Source organism: Paraburkholderia sacchari, assembly GCF_000785435.2.
In the GTDB taxonomy this organism is placed as follows: domain Bacteria; phylum Pseudomonadota; class Gammaproteobacteria; order Burkholderiales; family Burkholderiaceae; genus Paraburkholderia; species Paraburkholderia sacchari.
On sequence record NZ_JTDB02000008.1, the window covers coordinates 106,132 to 119,910 of the forward strand.

At 61.4% G+C, this 13,779-nt stretch carries 15 protein-coding genes; 4 read left to right on the forward strand and 11 right to left on the reverse strand.

Features of this window, described 5'->3' with window-relative positions; translation table 11 throughout:
* Positions 1-3: 3 nt before the first annotated feature.
* The 9 genes from NH14_RS24675 to NH14_RS24715 all read right to left on the reverse strand — a co-directional run bounded on the left by NH14_RS24675 (position 4) and on the right by NH14_RS24715 (position 5,382).
* Entirely contained in the window at positions 4-276 is a 273-nt protein-coding gene (locus NH14_RS24675) for a hypothetical protein (protein WP_035530953.1), read from the reverse strand.
* A 62-nt stretch (positions 277-338) separates the two neighbouring features.
* Positions 339-590: a hypothetical protein gene (locus NH14_RS24680; RefSeq protein ID WP_035530955.1), complete on the reverse strand. Its 252-nt coding sequence runs from the start codon at positions 588-590 to the stop codon at positions 339-341.
* Between the two features lie 3 nt (positions 591-593).
* Positions 594-1,124: a terminase small subunit gene (locus NH14_RS24685; RefSeq protein ID WP_084225805.1), complete on the reverse strand. Its 531-nt coding sequence runs from the start codon at positions 1,122-1,124 to the stop codon at positions 594-596.
* Between the two features lie 147 nt (positions 1,125-1,271).
* A complete protein-coding gene (locus tag NH14_RS24690) occupies positions 1,272-1,523 on the reverse strand; it encodes a hypothetical protein (RefSeq protein WP_035530959.1) in 252 nt (83 codons plus the stop codon).
* 38 nt (positions 1,524-1,561) lie between these two features.
* Positions 1,562-1,762: a hypothetical protein gene (locus NH14_RS24695; protein ID WP_152617244.1), complete on the reverse strand. Its 201-nt coding sequence runs from the start codon at positions 1,760-1,762 to the stop codon at positions 1,562-1,564.
* A 350-nt stretch (positions 1,763-2,112) separates the two neighbouring features.
* Positions 2,113-3,360, reverse strand: coding sequence for a virulence-associated E family protein (locus NH14_RS24700; RefSeq protein ID WP_084225806.1), 1,248 nt, complete (start codon positions 3,358-3,360; stop codon positions 2,113-2,115).
* Positions 3,357-3,632: a hypothetical protein gene (locus NH14_RS24705; RefSeq protein ID WP_035530961.1), complete on the reverse strand. Its 276-nt coding sequence runs from the start codon at positions 3,630-3,632 to the stop codon at positions 3,357-3,359. The genes NH14_RS24700 and NH14_RS24705 overlap by 4 nt, the downstream gene beginning before the upstream one ends.
* 19 nt (positions 3,633-3,651) lie before the next feature.
* Positions 3,652-3,855, reverse strand: a complete 204-nt coding sequence (locus tag NH14_RS24710) for a helix-turn-helix transcriptional regulator (protein ID WP_035530962.1) — start codon at positions 3,853-3,855, stop codon at positions 3,652-3,654.
* Between the two features lie 174 nt (positions 3,856-4,029).
* A complete protein-coding gene (locus tag NH14_RS24715; RefSeq protein WP_052148357.1) occupies positions 4,030-5,382 on the reverse strand; it encodes a tyrosine-type recombinase/integrase in 1,353 nt (450 codons plus the stop codon).
* A gap of 434 nt (positions 5,383-5,816) precedes the next feature.
* Here NH14_RS24715 and NH14_RS24720 point away from each other — a divergent pair, with 434 nt between their 5' ends.
* The 3 genes from NH14_RS24720 (at position 5,817) to NH14_RS24730 (ending at position 8,884) form a co-directional block, all read left to right on the forward strand.
* Complete coding sequence (locus NH14_RS24720) at positions 5,817-6,758, forward strand: DMT family transporter (protein ID WP_052148358.1); 942 nt, start codon at positions 5,817-5,819, stop codon at positions 6,756-6,758.
* Positions 6,759-7,314: 556 nt separating this feature from the next.
* Complete coding sequence (locus NH14_RS24725; RefSeq protein ID WP_152617253.1) at positions 7,315-7,848, forward strand: acyloxyacyl hydrolase; 534 nt, start codon at positions 7,315-7,317, stop codon at positions 7,846-7,848.
* A 175-nt stretch (positions 7,849-8,023) separates the two neighbouring features.
* The gene (locus tag NH14_RS24730; protein ID WP_035530964.1) at positions 8,024-8,884 is read left to right on the forward strand and encodes a 3-hydroxybutyryl-CoA dehydrogenase; all 861 of its coding nucleotides are present in this window, start codon (positions 8,024-8,026) and stop codon (positions 8,882-8,884) included.
* A gap of 26 nt (positions 8,885-8,910) precedes the next feature.
* On the opposite strand, the gene NH14_RS24735 is transcribed toward NH14_RS24730, so the two are convergent.
* Both NH14_RS24735 and NH14_RS24740 read right to left on the reverse strand, forming a co-directional pair.
* A complete protein-coding gene (locus NH14_RS24735) occupies positions 8,911-11,202 on the reverse strand; it encodes an ATP-dependent DNA helicase (protein ID WP_035530966.1) in 2,292 nt (763 codons plus the stop codon).
* On the reverse strand, positions 11,199-12,953 hold the full coding sequence (locus NH14_RS24740) for a VRR-NUC domain-containing protein (RefSeq protein ID WP_035531169.1): 1,755 nt from the start codon (positions 12,951-12,953) through the stop codon (positions 11,199-11,201). The genes NH14_RS24735 and NH14_RS24740 overlap by 4 nt, the downstream gene beginning before the upstream one ends.
* 170 nt (positions 12,954-13,123) lie before the next feature.
* Here NH14_RS24740 and NH14_RS24745 point away from each other — a divergent pair, with 170 nt between their 5' ends.
* Positions 13,124-13,762: a hypothetical protein gene (locus NH14_RS24745; protein ID WP_168727158.1), complete on the forward strand. Its 639-nt coding sequence runs from the start codon at positions 13,124-13,126 to the stop codon at positions 13,760-13,762.
* Positions 13,763-13,779 lie beyond the last annotated feature (17 nt).

Below are 13,779 nucleotides of genomic sequence, written 5' to 3' on the forward strand. Positions count from 1 at the left end.
CTTTTAGACGTTGAGAGAGATTTTCCACAGGGCCAGCAGCCGTTCGTCGGTGCTAAGCATGTGCGGGTGATCCTGATGAACATGCAACCATGCAAACAGGCCGAAAAGATCCGTTTTGCCTTGCAGGTTGACGGGGGCGCCGCGCTCGGCCCACTTGGTAACGATCGGCGCCGAGCATTTGAACGTCGCGCACAGCTCCGAGACGTCCATCTGCGGGGATTGCGGCTTGTTCGCCTTCGCTTCTGCAACAAGCTGGTTCAATTCTTCGATGGTCATGAAGTGTGTAGCACTACTAATAGTATTGAGTGGATTAAAGTATGCGTCAGGATGTGAATTGATTACACAGCGGGGTTTTTCTCGGGGCGAAGGTGTTGCATAGCGCGGCGCAACGATGTGGAAATATTGTCCAAATCACGCGCGCGCCGGGTTTCCTTCAGCCAATCGCACACCGCGAAGAGGTTGTATTGATCTTGCCGGCGGCGGTTGCCGTGCAGATGGACAGGGCAGCCGGCAGCCTTCCACGCGGCCACCTTTTCGCGCGTCACGTTCAGTTGGCGACATACGCCTTGGGTAGTTACGATGCACTGCATGTGTCAAATCTCCGTTTCAGGTTCTTCTTCGTCAAACACGTTTTCGGCATCCAGGGCGGCTGATTGCAGGCCGTCCGTGATATGCCGGCGTAGCGTTGCCGCAAACTTGGTGCGGTCAGTCTCGCCCAGCAATGACAATTCGGCATGGCGCACGACGTTAAGCATGTTCGTCCGAATGGCCGTCATCAGCTTTGCAGTGGCGCGCTCGAATTCATCGACCGGCGCAATTGCGCCTTTGTCGCGCTCCATCTCCAGTTCGGCTGATACTGTCTGCGCTTCAAGCTTGCGCAGTTCCAGTTCTTCGCGCCTTTGCTGAACTGGTGCAACAAGCTTGCTGCGGAGCCGTTCTTCGCGCCATCTCCACACGTCGGCGCTGTTGAACTGAGCGGCGACACCCCGCGAACCCTCTCGCAAGATGGGGCAGCCGTCGCGCACCCACGCATCAAGCGTTTTCGGGTCAATTCCACAATACGCAGACAGGTCGGCACGGCTCAAAATCACGCCACCAGTGGTTTTCAGCGATTTAGATTCCATTGCGAGTTATGGTCATGGAAAAGGATTTCAAAAGCGGGTCAGATTTTGAAAGATGCGGTGCCTTGTACCCCTCGGCCACTCCCCCGGCGGGAGGACCCGTGAGTTATCCACAGGCCGACGCGCCGGAATGCCGCTCCCATCTTGCTGTCAATGATCCGCTGGCCCTTGGATGGTGAACGGTGCATTGTCAACGGGCAGCACGGCAGGCAGTGGAGCGATGCGACCGATCCGCAGAGTGGTTTCGATAATCGATTCGATGAAATGAATTTCATCTTCACCAACCTTGCAACTATGAAAAGCAATATCGGAGCTTTCCATTCGCGCTTCGATAACGCTCACAACATCTTTGGTAACTTTGCTTGCCATAACTTCGAGTTCATGCATATCGGTTTTAAGCATGTTTCTATTTCCTTCGTTGATTAAAAGATCTGTGTAAATCAATGGGGTAGTGCAGCAGCGTTACGCGTAGCACCTTCAATGGCCAGCACAACGGCGGCTTTGAGGACTATCGCTTCGGCATCCATCAGTGCATTTGCAAGGCCGAGACCAGACAGGCGATGCAAGATTAAGCGTTCGACCTCACCGGCAATCACTTTGCTTGTGGAGTCAATATCAATCGTGTAAGCAATTCGGCTCATATTCACTATATGTAGTAAGGGTGTGAATAAAGCTTAACACCGCTTACTTGATAGGTGATATTCACTTAGGTAAACATCAATGTTTATTTGATTGGTAACTATTTGATTTATATGATGAATTATTTTTAAAATTTTTATCCGGTAAAGCGTAATCGTGCGCCATCTAAGCGCCGGTTACCAGAGTTACCGCAGTTTCCGGCAACCACACCCGTTTCAACTCTTTCCTAAATACATAGGGGGTGTCTTTTACTAGATAGGTGGTAACAGTGGTAACCTTGGTAACGGCCTTGTGCCGCAATGGGTTCAGCGGTTGCCACCTTCTCGATGGCGGTAACCGCGTGGAAACCGGGTTAGAACGGCGCGTCAGCCTCGGCGGGCGTGGTGTCTCTCGTCCATACCTTGACAGCCTTTCCGGCGCGTTTGACCGTCCCGCGTTCGAAGCCTAGCGATTTGAGCACCTTCGCGACACGCATCTGTTCCGGCTTGCCTTGCTTGGCTGTTTCAAGCCCGATTGCGTCGCGAAGTATTTCCGGCACTGCAATTTCGGTGCGGCCGATGCAGTGATCGGCAATAACCGATTCCCACGCATCCTCATCGCGCCGATCTTCGGTATGTTGCCGGTGCGCTTGCTCTGGGACTTCCCACCACGTCGCGCCGCTCTCGTAGATTTCCATTGCTTCTGCAAAAAGCTGCTCGCGGTTGAGCGTAAGCCACGCAATATCGACGGCTTCGACTGCCACGGGCCAGAATCGGCGGGCGCCAGTAGCGTCTCGCAGGTAGTCACTTTCATTCGTCGTGCCTGCGAACACGGTGCGCCTCGGCGCGTCGATGGCATGCTTTGCATACGGGGGGCGGAATCGGTCAACCTGTGAGCTAAGAACCTGTTTGATGCGCGTCACGTCTGATTTTCTGAACGCGTCGAGTTCCGCAATCTCGATTAGCCACTTTCCCTGAATCGACACGAAAAAGTCCTTGCTGTCCAGGGAGTCGGTGAGCTCCGCGTAGAACGGGCCACCCAGCGTTGCCAAAAGCGTCGATTTGCCTTTGCCCTGTCTGCCTTCAAACACGGGCATCGTGTCCACCTTGCAGCCTGGCGTAAGACCGCGCGCAACCATCGACAGGATGAAATTGCGTGCAACAGCGGTGTGGTAATCGTCAGTCGGTACGCCTGCAGCATTCGAAAGCCAATCATCCAGGCGTGACACGCCATCCCATCGCAGCGATTTCAGCCAATCGTGCAATTCGTCGCGCTGGTTCTCTTGAACAATGGCCATGACGGCCTGCTCCACTAAATCAGGGGTGAAGCGGGTCAATCCCATTTCGCCTTGCAACACAACCGCGATGGAGATACGGTCCACGTCTGCCCAGCGACGCGGCTCACCGCCGGCCCACGTCGTGAATGTTTCGTTGTGGAATTTGTCGCGCCAAAAGTGGCCAGCGAAGCGACGGTGCTTTTCGAGCACTTCACGCACATTCGCCACGGTGCCGATTGCTTCGCCACGCCCGTTCGGTTGAACCATCACGCCCACGGCTGCGAGGTGCTGGACAGCGAAGAACGGGCTAACCATGACAGCGCCGGTTGCTGCGTTTTCCCTCATGCACGCTCCCGCTTCGGGGTCCAGCCGATTTCCTTCAGGATTCGCCGTGTGAGCGCTACATAATCAACGGGCGCGCGGCCTTCGACAATCCTTTCCAGCACCAAGTCGCAAGCTTCGTCCAGCGAGTATCCACGGCGGACTTCATGCTCAACATGTCGACGGACGTTTGCGGGTGCGGTGGAGAACATGCGGGCGCGCTGCTCGGCTTGAATCATCGCCATGCGGGCTTTAAAATCGGCCCAAGTAAGCTGTTTTTCTTGGGGGAGTGCCATAGTTGTGGTGCTCCCTTTTTTATTGGTTGCGCGCCGCGGCGCGCTCGTGAATCCATGCGTCGATTTCGGATGCGAGCCAGCCAACCTTGCGCGCCCCAAGTTTGATTTGTTTCGGGAATTCGCCAGCGGCTGCCAGTCGGTAGATGCTCGTTGTGGAATAGCGCGTGCGTGCCTTCACGTCATCAATGTTGAGAATGCGATTTTCGGTCTGTGTGGTTTGCATTGATTAGGCTTCCTGTTTGGTTTTTCATGGGTTGCCAATTCATCCCATGACTTATATTGGCTGGTCACGGTCGCATTTTCCACGTGGGGGTTTTCGCGTTCCACATGAGGGTTTTCGGGAGCGCGTCAGATATACAAAAAAGCCCGCTTTCGCGGGCTCGGGCTGCTCTGGTCGCTAGGCTTGTCGCCGCTCCAGTATCACAATGTTTTCATCGTTGCTGCGCGTCAACAGTTCCAGCCGGTCACCTAGCAGGCGCCACGCCTCGCGCTTTTCTGCGGCGTAGTCGTAACGCTGATAGGTGCGCTTCATGCGGTTTTGCTCCCGGTGATTCAGGCACGCTTCGATAACCGCAGGCAGAACCCCCAGCGGTTGCATCATGGTGGCCGACGTGCGGCGCAAGTCGTGTGGCGTCCACTTCTCGTCACCCAGGACAAGAGCATTTTCGTGCTTCGTCCGCTTGCTGTGCGCGGCCCGCTCGTAGAATTTCAATTGCCGGTCAGCAATCTGCTTCGTGATGCCTTTCGGGTCTGTGTGTGTCTCGGCGCCGTCCTTCGTTCGCGCCGGCAAGAGCCATTCTTCGCTGTCGGATGCTTCAATTAGCGTGCGCATGTGCTCGACGGCGAACGCCGACAGATAGACTGTGTGCGCGTCGTCGTTCTTCGCGTTTTCCGCAGGGATTCGCCAGATACCGGCGTCTAGGTCAATGTCTGCCTTTCGCGCTTTAGCTATCTCGCCAACGCGCGCGGTGGTGGCGAGGATCAGCCAGATAACGTATTTCGTCGTGTCGATCAGGGCTGACGCCTTGAGCGCGGCGGGTAGGGCTTTCAGTTCAGTATCGGATAGCGTGCGGTCGCGTTCTTCCTCGCGACCGCCTGCATGCCTCTTCTGGATGCCAGCGGTAGGGTCGGCTGCGATGATTTCGCGAACTGCGGCGAAACCGAACATTTGGCGCATTTCAGCCAGCAGGCGATTGGCCAGCCGCTTCGCACCGCGAGCCACAACAGCATCAAGCACGCCCATAATGTCAGCACGCTTCACTTCCTCGGCATACAGGTGCCCGAGTTTCGGTAGCACGTCCTTTTTCCATCCGCGCCGTACTTCGTCGGCTCCCTTGCGCGTCGATAGCACCAAGCCATCCCAGCGTTCAAAAACCGCGTTCACCGTCTGTCGATTCATTCGGCGGGCATGCTCGGCCGCCTCGGCTTCGCGCTGCCGCTCGCGCGCAGCCAGTTCGTCGGCCAATTCAATCTGATAGTCGATACCGGCCCGCGCTTTGGATCGGATTTCGGTGGCTCGTTCACGAGCCGACGCCAGGGAGCAACACCCCTTGCCGTTCCCGTAAGGTTCCGGTAATCGGTATTGGCGCTCCTGACCGTCGAACATATAGAGGACCAGCCAGCTTGCGGAGCCGTCCTTGTAGACACGTAGCCGCAGGCCCGTGTCCGCCGTCAGCTTGAGAGGTTTCGTACCGCTGGCACGCTGCGCCGCAATTGCCGCTTCTATGTCCCGCACCGTTAATTTGGCCATGCCACCCCCGCTGTGCCCGATTCGTGCCCGAAAAACGGGGAGATTGTACGCTAATTCATGGGAACTGGTGGGAATCTAACTTGTTGAAAAATAACGGTTTACTTTTGGAAACATTCCGCGAAGCCTTGCCCGATATAGGCTAAAAGCTGCATGGGGTGCAGGTGGTCGGAGGTTCAAATCCTCTCGCCCCGACCAGAAGTCAAGAAGGCCTTACGGTGAAAACCGTAAGGCCTTTTTCTATTGCGCTAGAGATATCGCGCGACGCAATCGCACGCGAACCTCCTCGCAGCACTCCCCAGAAATAAGTGCGCAACAATCGGCGTTAATTTTTCTCACATATCGATGAGAATCATTCGCTATCAGGGTTGCACCACGCCCATTACGATTAGCGCTTGACTGCCGATGTTGTCCCTTTCGTACGCGCACTGTCGACCATGAATCCGATCGAACTTGCTCAGCTCGTCTTTCTCGCCGCCCTGTGGGGCGGGTCATTTCTCTTCATCCGCATCGGCGTCACCGATCTGGGGGTGGCGCCGCTGATGGCGCTGCGTGTTGGCATCGGCGCGCTGTTCCTGCTGATCGTGCTGTTTTCGCGGCGCTCGCCGCGCGAGGCGCTCGGCGCATTGCGTGAGCACGCGTGGCCGCTTTTCGTGGTCGGCATTCTCAATTCGGCCGCGCCGTTCTGCCTCTTCGCGTGGGCCGAACTCACGCTCTCCGCAGGCGTGACTTCGGTGATCAACGCAACTACGCCGTTGTTCGGCGCCGTGGTCGCGTATTTGTGGCTCAAGGACCGGCTGAGCGGTTTGCGCATCGCGGGCCTCGCAATTGGCTTTGCAGGCGTGCTCGCGCTGGTCTGGGATCAGATTGCCACGCGCGCCGGCGATGGCGCGAGCACGTCGGCCACTGTGCTCGCCGCCAGCGCTGCGCTTTGTGCGGCGGCGCTTTATGGCGTCGCGGCGAGCTTTACGAAGCGCCATCTGACCGGCGTCGATCCGCTTACCGTGGCTGCCGGCACCATGACGGCCGCCACCATTGTGCTGGCGCCGTTCGCACTCGCCACCTGGCCGCATGCCGCAGTTTCTTTGCATGCGTGGGGCGCGGCGCTCTGCCTTGGCGTCGCATGCACGGGCGTTGCCTATCTGCTGTTCTTCCGCCTGATTGCCTCGATTGGCCCCGCACGCACGATTACCGTGACGTTCGTGATCCCGATATTCGGCATCCTCTGGGGCGCACTGTTTCTCAGCGAACATGTGTCGGTGGGCATGATCGAGGCGTGCGCCGCGATCCTTTTGGGCACATCACTTGCGACCGGCTTCATCAAGCGGCTTCCGGGTATGGGGGCGCGCAGGAATGGCGCGGGCGCCAAACAGCAATAAACCCAGCAATAAACCCAGCAATAAACCCAGCAATAGGCGCTCCGGGCGGCACGGCAAGTGGCCAGATAGTTGCGGGAGTAACGATACGGCGTCGTGCAACGCGACGTCTCTTCCGGCTACGCCTGATGTTTGTGCGTCTGCGTGATTTGCCGGCCTGCGATTCTTCAGATCCGTATGATCGAACGCACGCGCCAATCCGCTTCGCTGAAAATCAATAAATGCCGATACGTTCGATTTAGTCCGACCATTCCAGGTAAAAGCGATAAGGTCCGCGCTTGTGGTGAAGTAAAAGCTGCCGATTAATGCGTCATTCGATTTGACCGCAAGGTATTGCATATCGCGGTGAAAGCTTTGAGTCAGGCGTTCACGCCGGGGGCCTGGTTATAGGCAGAAAGTAGAAACGACTAGTACACTCGCTGCATAGTGCGAAAAGGATTGCAAATAATCGCAATTGTCCGCTGCAAAGGGAAATAGAGGGTTTAGAGATCGCGTCACGAGATGTCGTTCGTTTCGAGGGATGCTCATGACAGAAAAAAGATCGGAGTGGCCGCTCCGGATGGCGCGTGGGGCATGTGCGGCGCTGTTGGCCTTAGGAGCGGCAGGCGCGCATGCCGACCAATTCGGCGTCCAGTTGGGAGCCGGCGTCGCGAGCTATGGAGTGAGGAAACTCGACCTGGGCCTGGTCTGGGATCCAGGACTTCAGTGGTGGCATTTTGCGGGTTTTCATTTCACCGTGGTGGGCGAGGGGCACGTCGCGTACTGGAATCTCACAGAAGACGGCGCTTCGCATCCGAACATCTGGGAATTCGGCGTGACGCCGGTGTTTCGCATCATCAAGGACAGCGGCTGGTTCAGGCCGTTCTTCGAGGCCGGCATAGGCGTGCGCCTGCTTTCGCACGTGCAACTCACGGGCGACCGTGCCATGTCGACGGCATTCCAGTTCGCGAACCTGGTGGGTGTAGGTGCGCAGTTCGGTGAGCACCAGAACTTTCAGGCCGGTTTTCGTTTTCAGCACGTTTCCAACGCGGACATCAAGACGCCTAACCCCGGTCTGAACTTCAGCCAGATCTACGTGCAGTACAACTTTTGAGCCGGGTGCGCCCGGGATGGGGGGTATGGTTTAGCCCCCCGCCGCACCGGTTTCAGCCTGTCTTCACAACCCGCTACACTGTCGATTCATGATGCGGTGCATCACGCGCACCGCATGGCCGGTTTTTTCCATCGGCGATGCACCGGCGTCGCAGACCAGTGAGTGAGGAGCAGGCATGGCAATCGAAACGGTTGGGATCGTGGGCGCGGGCACCATGGGCAACGGCATCGCGCAGGCGGTGGCCGTGGCGGGGCTCAAGGCAGTGATGATCGACGTGACGGAGGCGGCGCTTTCCAAAGGTGTGGCGACGCTCACGCACAGCCTCGAGCGGCTCGTTTCGAAGGGCAAGCTCGATGCGGCCGTGCGCGACGCAGCGCTCGCGCGCATCGAGACCAGCACCGACTACCAGCGCCTTGGCAGCGCCGATCTCGTGATCGAAGCGGCCACGGAGAACGCCGAGCTCAAGATGCGCATTCTCAAGCAGATCGAAGCCGCTGCACGTCCTGACGCGATCATTGCCTCGAACACCTCGTCCATTTCGATCACGGCGCTCGCGACGACGCTTGCTGATCCAGCGCGTTTCATCGGCATGCACTTCTTCAATCCAGTGCCGATGATGCCGCTCGTCGAGGTCATTCGCGGCCTGCAGACGCGTCCGGCGGTGGTCGATGCCGTGCGCGACCTCGCACAGCGTCTGGACAAGACGCCCATCGCGGTCAAGAACGCGCCCGGCTTCGTCGTGAACCGCATTCTTGTGCCGATGATCAACGAAGCGTTCTTCGTGCTCGCTGAAGGCGTTGCAAGCGCCGAGGAAATCGACGCCGGCATGAAGCTGGGCGCGAATCATCCGATCGGGCCGCTCGCGCTCGCGGACCTGATCGGCCTCGACGTATGCCTCTCCGTGATGGACGTGTTCCTGAAGGACTTCGGCGATTCGAAGTATCGTGCGTGCCCGCTCTTGCGCGAGATGGTGGCGGCGGGGCGGCTCGGCCGCAAGACCGGTCGGGGCGTGTACCAGTACGACAAGGCTTCCTGAAGATTCGGACTATTGATCGATGGCGTTCAGCCCAGGCACCACCATGCCGGCAATAATGCGCGCACGTCGGGCCGTGTGAAGCGATCGTCGAGCAGATACACGACGCCGTTATCGTGTTCGGTGCGAATCACGCGGCCCGCGGCCTGTACGACCTTGCGCAATCCGGGAATCAGATAGGTGTAGTCGAATCCGGCGCCATAGAGCGTTTCCATGCGCTCGCGCATTGCCTCGTTGACGGGGTTCACCTGCGGCATGCCGAGCGTCGCAATGAAGGTGCCGATCAAGCGCGTGCCCGGCAAGTCGATGCCCTCGCCGAAAGCACCGCCGAGCACTGCAAAGCCGATCCCGCAACCGCCTTCCACGAAGCGCGCGACAAAGGCCTGTTGCCGGGTTTCGTCCATCGTGCGCGACTGCATCCATGTGCTCACGTGCGGATGCCGCGCGACGAAGGTATCGGCGGCAAGCTGAAGATAGTCGTAGCTGCTGAAGAAGCACAGGTAATTGCCGGGCCGCGCAGCATATTGCGTGGCGATGCGCTCGACCAGCGTGTCGAGCGAGCGTTCGCGGTCCTTGTATCGTGTCGAGATATCGCGCGCGATCCTCACTTCGAGTTGCTCGGAGCGAAACGGCGTGCCGATCTTTACGCTCACGGTGTTTTCCGGCAAGCCGAGCATGTCGGTGTAATAGTGGGTGGGCGCGAGGGTGGCGGAAAAAAGCGTCACGCTGTGTGCCGCCGCCATGCGCGCGCGCAGCGCGCCCGCCGGCACGATGTTGCGGATGCAGAGCGTCGAGCGCGGACGCTTCGCTTCCCGTGGGGGCAGCGGCGTGACGTCGAAAATCGATTGCGCGTCGAAGCGCTCGGCCATGCGCACGAAGTGCAGCGCGTCGAAATAGAAGCGTTCTAGCTCCGCGTCGCGCACGAGCGCTGGTTGCACAAGCTGGTCGCCAATCGCGGCGATCACATCGCCGAGCGCGGCGACGAAACCCTCGGGCAGCGTTTCGCTCGCGCGCCAGGCCTGTGGCTGCATGGCGGTCTGCGCGTTCCAGTGGCGCGCGAGACGCGTCAATGCGCGCTTCACTGGAGCGCTCGCTGCGCGCCGTACGGCGTCCACGCGAGTTTGCACGAGCTCAGCGGAATACATCGCGCGGGCGCGTTCAGGCAGGTTGTGTGCCTCATCGACGAGCACGCTCGTGCGCCACTGATTGTGCGCACCGAGCATGAAAAGCATGGCGCTCACATCGAAGTAGTAGTTGTAGTCGCCTACGATCACGTCGCTCCAGCGCGCCAGCTCCTGGCCGAGGTAGTACGGACACACTTCGTGCTCACGCGCGACTTCGCGCAGCGTCGCGCGCTCGAGCCGTATGCGCGCGAGGGCGGCGGCGCGCGCGGCGGGCAGGCGGTCATAGAAACCACGCGCAAGCGGGCACGATTGCCCGTGGCATGCGAGGTCCGGATGCTCGCAGGCCTTCTCGCGCGCGACCAGCTCCAACACGCGCAGCGGCAGCGAGGACGCGTTGGCACTCGCACCAGCTTCGCTATCGGCCTGCGCATCGGCGAGCGTGTTGAGCGCGTCGATGGCGAGTTGACGCCCCGAGCTTTTGGCGCTCAGAAACAGCACCTTGTCGATGCCGGCGCGCGCGCAGGCCTTCAGTTGCGGGAACAGCGTGCCAATGGTCTTGCCGATGCCGGTCGGCGCCTCGACGAGCAGGCAGCGGCCTTGCGTCGCCGCGCGCCATACGGACTCGGCGAGATCGCGCTGGCCTTCGCGGAACGCAGCATGCGGCAGGCGCAAGGCCGCGAGCGCACCGTCGCGCGCCGCGCGATGCGCGCTTTCCTGTTCCGCCCACGCTGTGAAGCGCGCACATTGCGATTCGAATTGCGCGCGCAATTGCTGTGCGCTCGCGCGCTCGACGAGCGCCGTCTCGCGTCCCGAGCCAATCTCGTAGTAGACGAGCGCGAGTTCGAGCGCGTCGAGGCCGAGCTTTTCGCACATCAGCGCGCCGTAGACGCGCAACTGCGCCCAATGCAGCGCGCGCTGGTTCTCGCGCACCGCATCCAGATCGCCGCGATAGGTCTTGAATTCTTCGAGTCGTTGGCGTGCTGGGTCGTAGCCGTCGGCGCGGCCGCGCACGGTGAGCGTGCCGAACTCGCCGGTGAGCGCGACTTCGGTTTCGTAGCCGGCGGGCCGGCGCGCGGCGATCGCGGCATGGCCGGCGCGGCCTTCGCTTGCATCGGGCGATGGCGTGAAGCGCAAATCGAGATCGCCGCGTTTCGCGGTGAACTCGCAGAGCGTACGGACCGCGACGGTGTAGTTCATGGCATTGACGCAGCGTTCGCGCTGGTCTGCGCCGCCCAGCGCACTTGCAGCACCGTCACGGGCAGGCCGTGCGCGGCGCAGTAGGCGAGCCAGCGGCGCTGATTGTCTTGCAGCCGGTCGCCGGGGCCTTTCACTTCGATCAGTTCGTAACGTCGCTCGTGAGGCCAGAAACGCACGAGGTCGGGCAAGCCCGAGCGGTTCGCGGCGGGCTCGCGCAGGAGCCGCTCGAACCATAGCCGCAAGTGAGCAGCGGGAAAGCAGTCGAGCGCGAGCGTGAGCAGCGCGGCGTCGAGCGCGGGCCACGCGACGTAAGGCGACTGGATGCCGTGCTTCTCGCCAAAACGCTGCTCGATGGTCGCGCGGTACGTGCCGCTTTCAAGTTCGGCGAGACAGGTGGCGAAGAGCCCGGCGCGCCGCTGGACGAAGTCGGCCGCATGCAGATCGGCGGGGCCGCGCTGGAACGGATGGAAGAAGGCGCCCGGCAGCGCTGCGAAGAGCGCGGGCCAGCAGAGCAGGCCAAACAGCCCGTTGATGAGCGTGTTCTCGACGTAGAAGACAGGGGCGTCCGCGCACTCGAGCGTCCGGCGCGCGGCTTCCTCCACGCGCAGGCCCGCGCAGGTGGCGGGCAACGTGAGTTCGGCGCTGGCGAACGTCGGCGCATTGCTGGCTTCGATTGCGCCCGTTGCCGCGGTTTCCTGCCGCGTCGAGGTCGCGGTTCGCCGCCGCGCGAGGCGCGCGATCGTGCGGGTCGCGCGTTGTGCCTCCTCTTCGTTCGCGGGGGCGCCGGCAATCGCCTGCGCGAGCGCGAACGCGTCGTCGTGTCGACCCAGTTGCTCGAGCACGCGCACGCGCCGGTAGCGCGACTCGGGATGGCCGCAGTCGACATAGGCGCGCCAGGCGAGCGCCGGTTCGCCCAGCCGCTCGGCAGCCTGGCCCGCTGCGTGGCGCACGCGGTCGTGACGCGAGCGCAGCCAGTCGTTGGACTGGGTGTGCGGCGCGAGCATGTCGAGCGTATCGAGCGCCGCGCCCACGGCGGTGACGGCGCTTGCGGCGTCGGGCGCGAGATCGAAGGTCTCGCGGCAATCTCGCAGCGCAAGCCAGGCGTCGATATCGGCGCGCTGTCGGAACGCGCGCGATGCGCTGTCGAGCGGCACGGGCTCGTAGCGATAGACACCCAGATCGGCAAGCACGAACTCAGACCAGTCTTGCCGCAGGTTGCCGAAGAACATCAGCCTGAGCCGCTCGCACAGCGCCGAGGCGGCCAAATGGAAGACGGTATCGCTCGAGTCCGGAAACCACGCCGACCAGCCGCGCGCTTCGGGCGCGGCGGCTTGCAGGGCTTCGAGCGTTTCGGCGCGCGTGGCACGCGTGGCTCGTGCGCCGGGCACAGCGGCATTGCTCAGGAGGCGCGCACTGAGCGCCTGCAATTCGGTTTTGGTAACGAGTGCTGCAAGGGCATCGAACGCGAGCACGGGCGCACTGTCCAGCCAGTCGGCGTCGACGAGCGGAGCGGCCGCCGCGCGCGGACAGCCAATCTCGGCGTAGTCGAGTTTGCTCGCGCGAAAATTCGGGCCCTTGCGCATCAGCATGCGCACAAACAGCGCGCGCGAGCCGCGCGGCAGGGCGCCAAAGCCTTGCACGAAGCGCTGCTCGGCTTCGTCGAACAAGTCGGCGCAGCGGGCATCGAGCGAGGCGAGCGCGCGCTCGAAGTTCGCGAGGTAATAGAACGGATCGGGAGATTCGGGGAGCACGCGCGGCACTGTATGAATATACAGCGGCGATGATAGCAGGCCGGCGCGGCTCGCGAGCCTCCGGTCGCAGCAGCGGCGCCTATGTCCGGTGCGCCTCGGGTCCGCGCGGCCTGTACGCTACAATTGCCGCAGCCTGAAAACCGAACCGCGCGAGATGCGCAACAAGAGCGATGAACAAACGGAAAGCTTGCCTCGTCGGCCTCGCCGCCGGGGCCACTCTGCTCGCGGGATGCGTCGCGCAGTATCAGAACCCCAGTGAGTGCGAGCGGGAAATGCGCACCCGGCTCAGCAGTGCTTCGCTGGGGGCATTGTCCGTCACGCATACCGCCGTGGCGTATCGCGGCAAACGCGTTGTGGTCGAAGGACTGCTCGATCGCGGCGCATTGCCGGCATCGGGCGGGCTCAGCGCATCGGCCGCCGCCGCCGTCGCGGGCGCGGCAACAAGCGCCTCCGGTGCGAGTGCGGCTAGCGTTTCGGCCGCTTCGATGCCGACCTCGACTGCAACTTCAACGTCAACTGGCGCAGCGACGACTGCGCGCGGCGCGTCGGCGCCACTGGCTGCGTCCATGGTGTCGGCGGCTTCCGGGGCCTCCGCGGCGTCCGCCCCGGTTGCTGCTCCGGTCGCGGAGGCCAAGCCCACCACGCCGATGGCGATGCTTGCCGTGAAGCTCGGTCTGCACAAGGCGCCGCGCCCGTCCACCGCTGCCGAGTGCACCTACGACAAGTCTGGCAGCCTCACGTCGTTCCGCTGGCTTTCGCCGGGCATGCTTGCGAAGACCACACCTGCGCCGGACGGCGACGACGAGTGACCGGCGCGCTTGCGCGC

Excerpts from the sequence above, each read along its gene's own strand:
- NH14_RS24675 (WP_035530953.1), bottom strand. The coding sequence starts at position 276 with ATGACCATCGAAGAATTGAACCAGCTTGTTGCAGAAGCGAAGGCGAAC.
- NH14_RS24680 (WP_035530955.1), bottom strand. The coding sequence starts at position 590 with ATGCAGTGCATCGTAACTACCCAAGGCGTATGTCGCCAACTGAACGTG.
- NH14_RS24685 (WP_084225805.1), bottom strand. The coding sequence starts at position 1,124 with ATGGAATCTAAATCGCTGAAAACCACTGGTGGCGTGATTTTGAGCCGT.
- NH14_RS24690 (WP_035530959.1), bottom strand. The coding sequence starts at position 1,523 with ATGCTTAAAACCGATATGCATGAACTCGAAGTTATGGCAAGCAAAGTT.
- NH14_RS24695 (WP_152617244.1), bottom strand. The coding sequence starts at position 1,762 with ATGAGCCGAATTGCTTACACGATTGATATTGACTCCACAAGCAAAGTG.
- NH14_RS24700 (WP_084225806.1), bottom strand. The coding sequence starts at position 3,360 with ATGAGGGAAAACGCAGCAACCGGCGCTGTCATGGTTAGCCCGTTCTTC.
- NH14_RS24705 (WP_035530961.1), bottom strand. The coding sequence starts at position 3,632 with ATGGCACTCCCCCAAGAAAAACAGCTTACTTGGGCCGATTTTAAAGCC.
- NH14_RS24710 (WP_035530962.1), bottom strand. The coding sequence starts at position 3,855 with ATGCAAACCACACAGACCGAAAATCGCATTCTCAACATTGATGACGTG.
- NH14_RS24715 (WP_052148357.1), bottom strand. The coding sequence starts at position 5,382 with ATGGCCAAATTAACGGTGCGGGACATAGAAGCGGCAATTGCGGCGCAG.
- NH14_RS24720 (WP_052148358.1), top strand. The coding sequence starts at position 5,817 with ATGAATCCGATCGAACTTGCTCAGCTCGTCTTTCTCGCCGCCCTGTGG.
- NH14_RS24725 (WP_152617253.1), top strand. The coding sequence starts at position 7,315 with ATGGCGCGTGGGGCATGTGCGGCGCTGTTGGCCTTAGGAGCGGCAGGC.
- NH14_RS24730 (WP_035530964.1), top strand. The coding sequence starts at position 8,024 with ATGGCAATCGAAACGGTTGGGATCGTGGGCGCGGGCACCATGGGCAAC.
- NH14_RS24735 (WP_035530966.1), bottom strand. The coding sequence starts at position 11,202 with ATGAACTACACCGTCGCGGTCCGTACGCTCTGCGAGTTCACCGCGAAA.
- NH14_RS24745 (WP_168727158.1), top strand. The coding sequence starts at position 13,124 with ATGAACAAACGGAAAGCTTGCCTCGTCGGCCTCGCCGCCGGGGCCACT.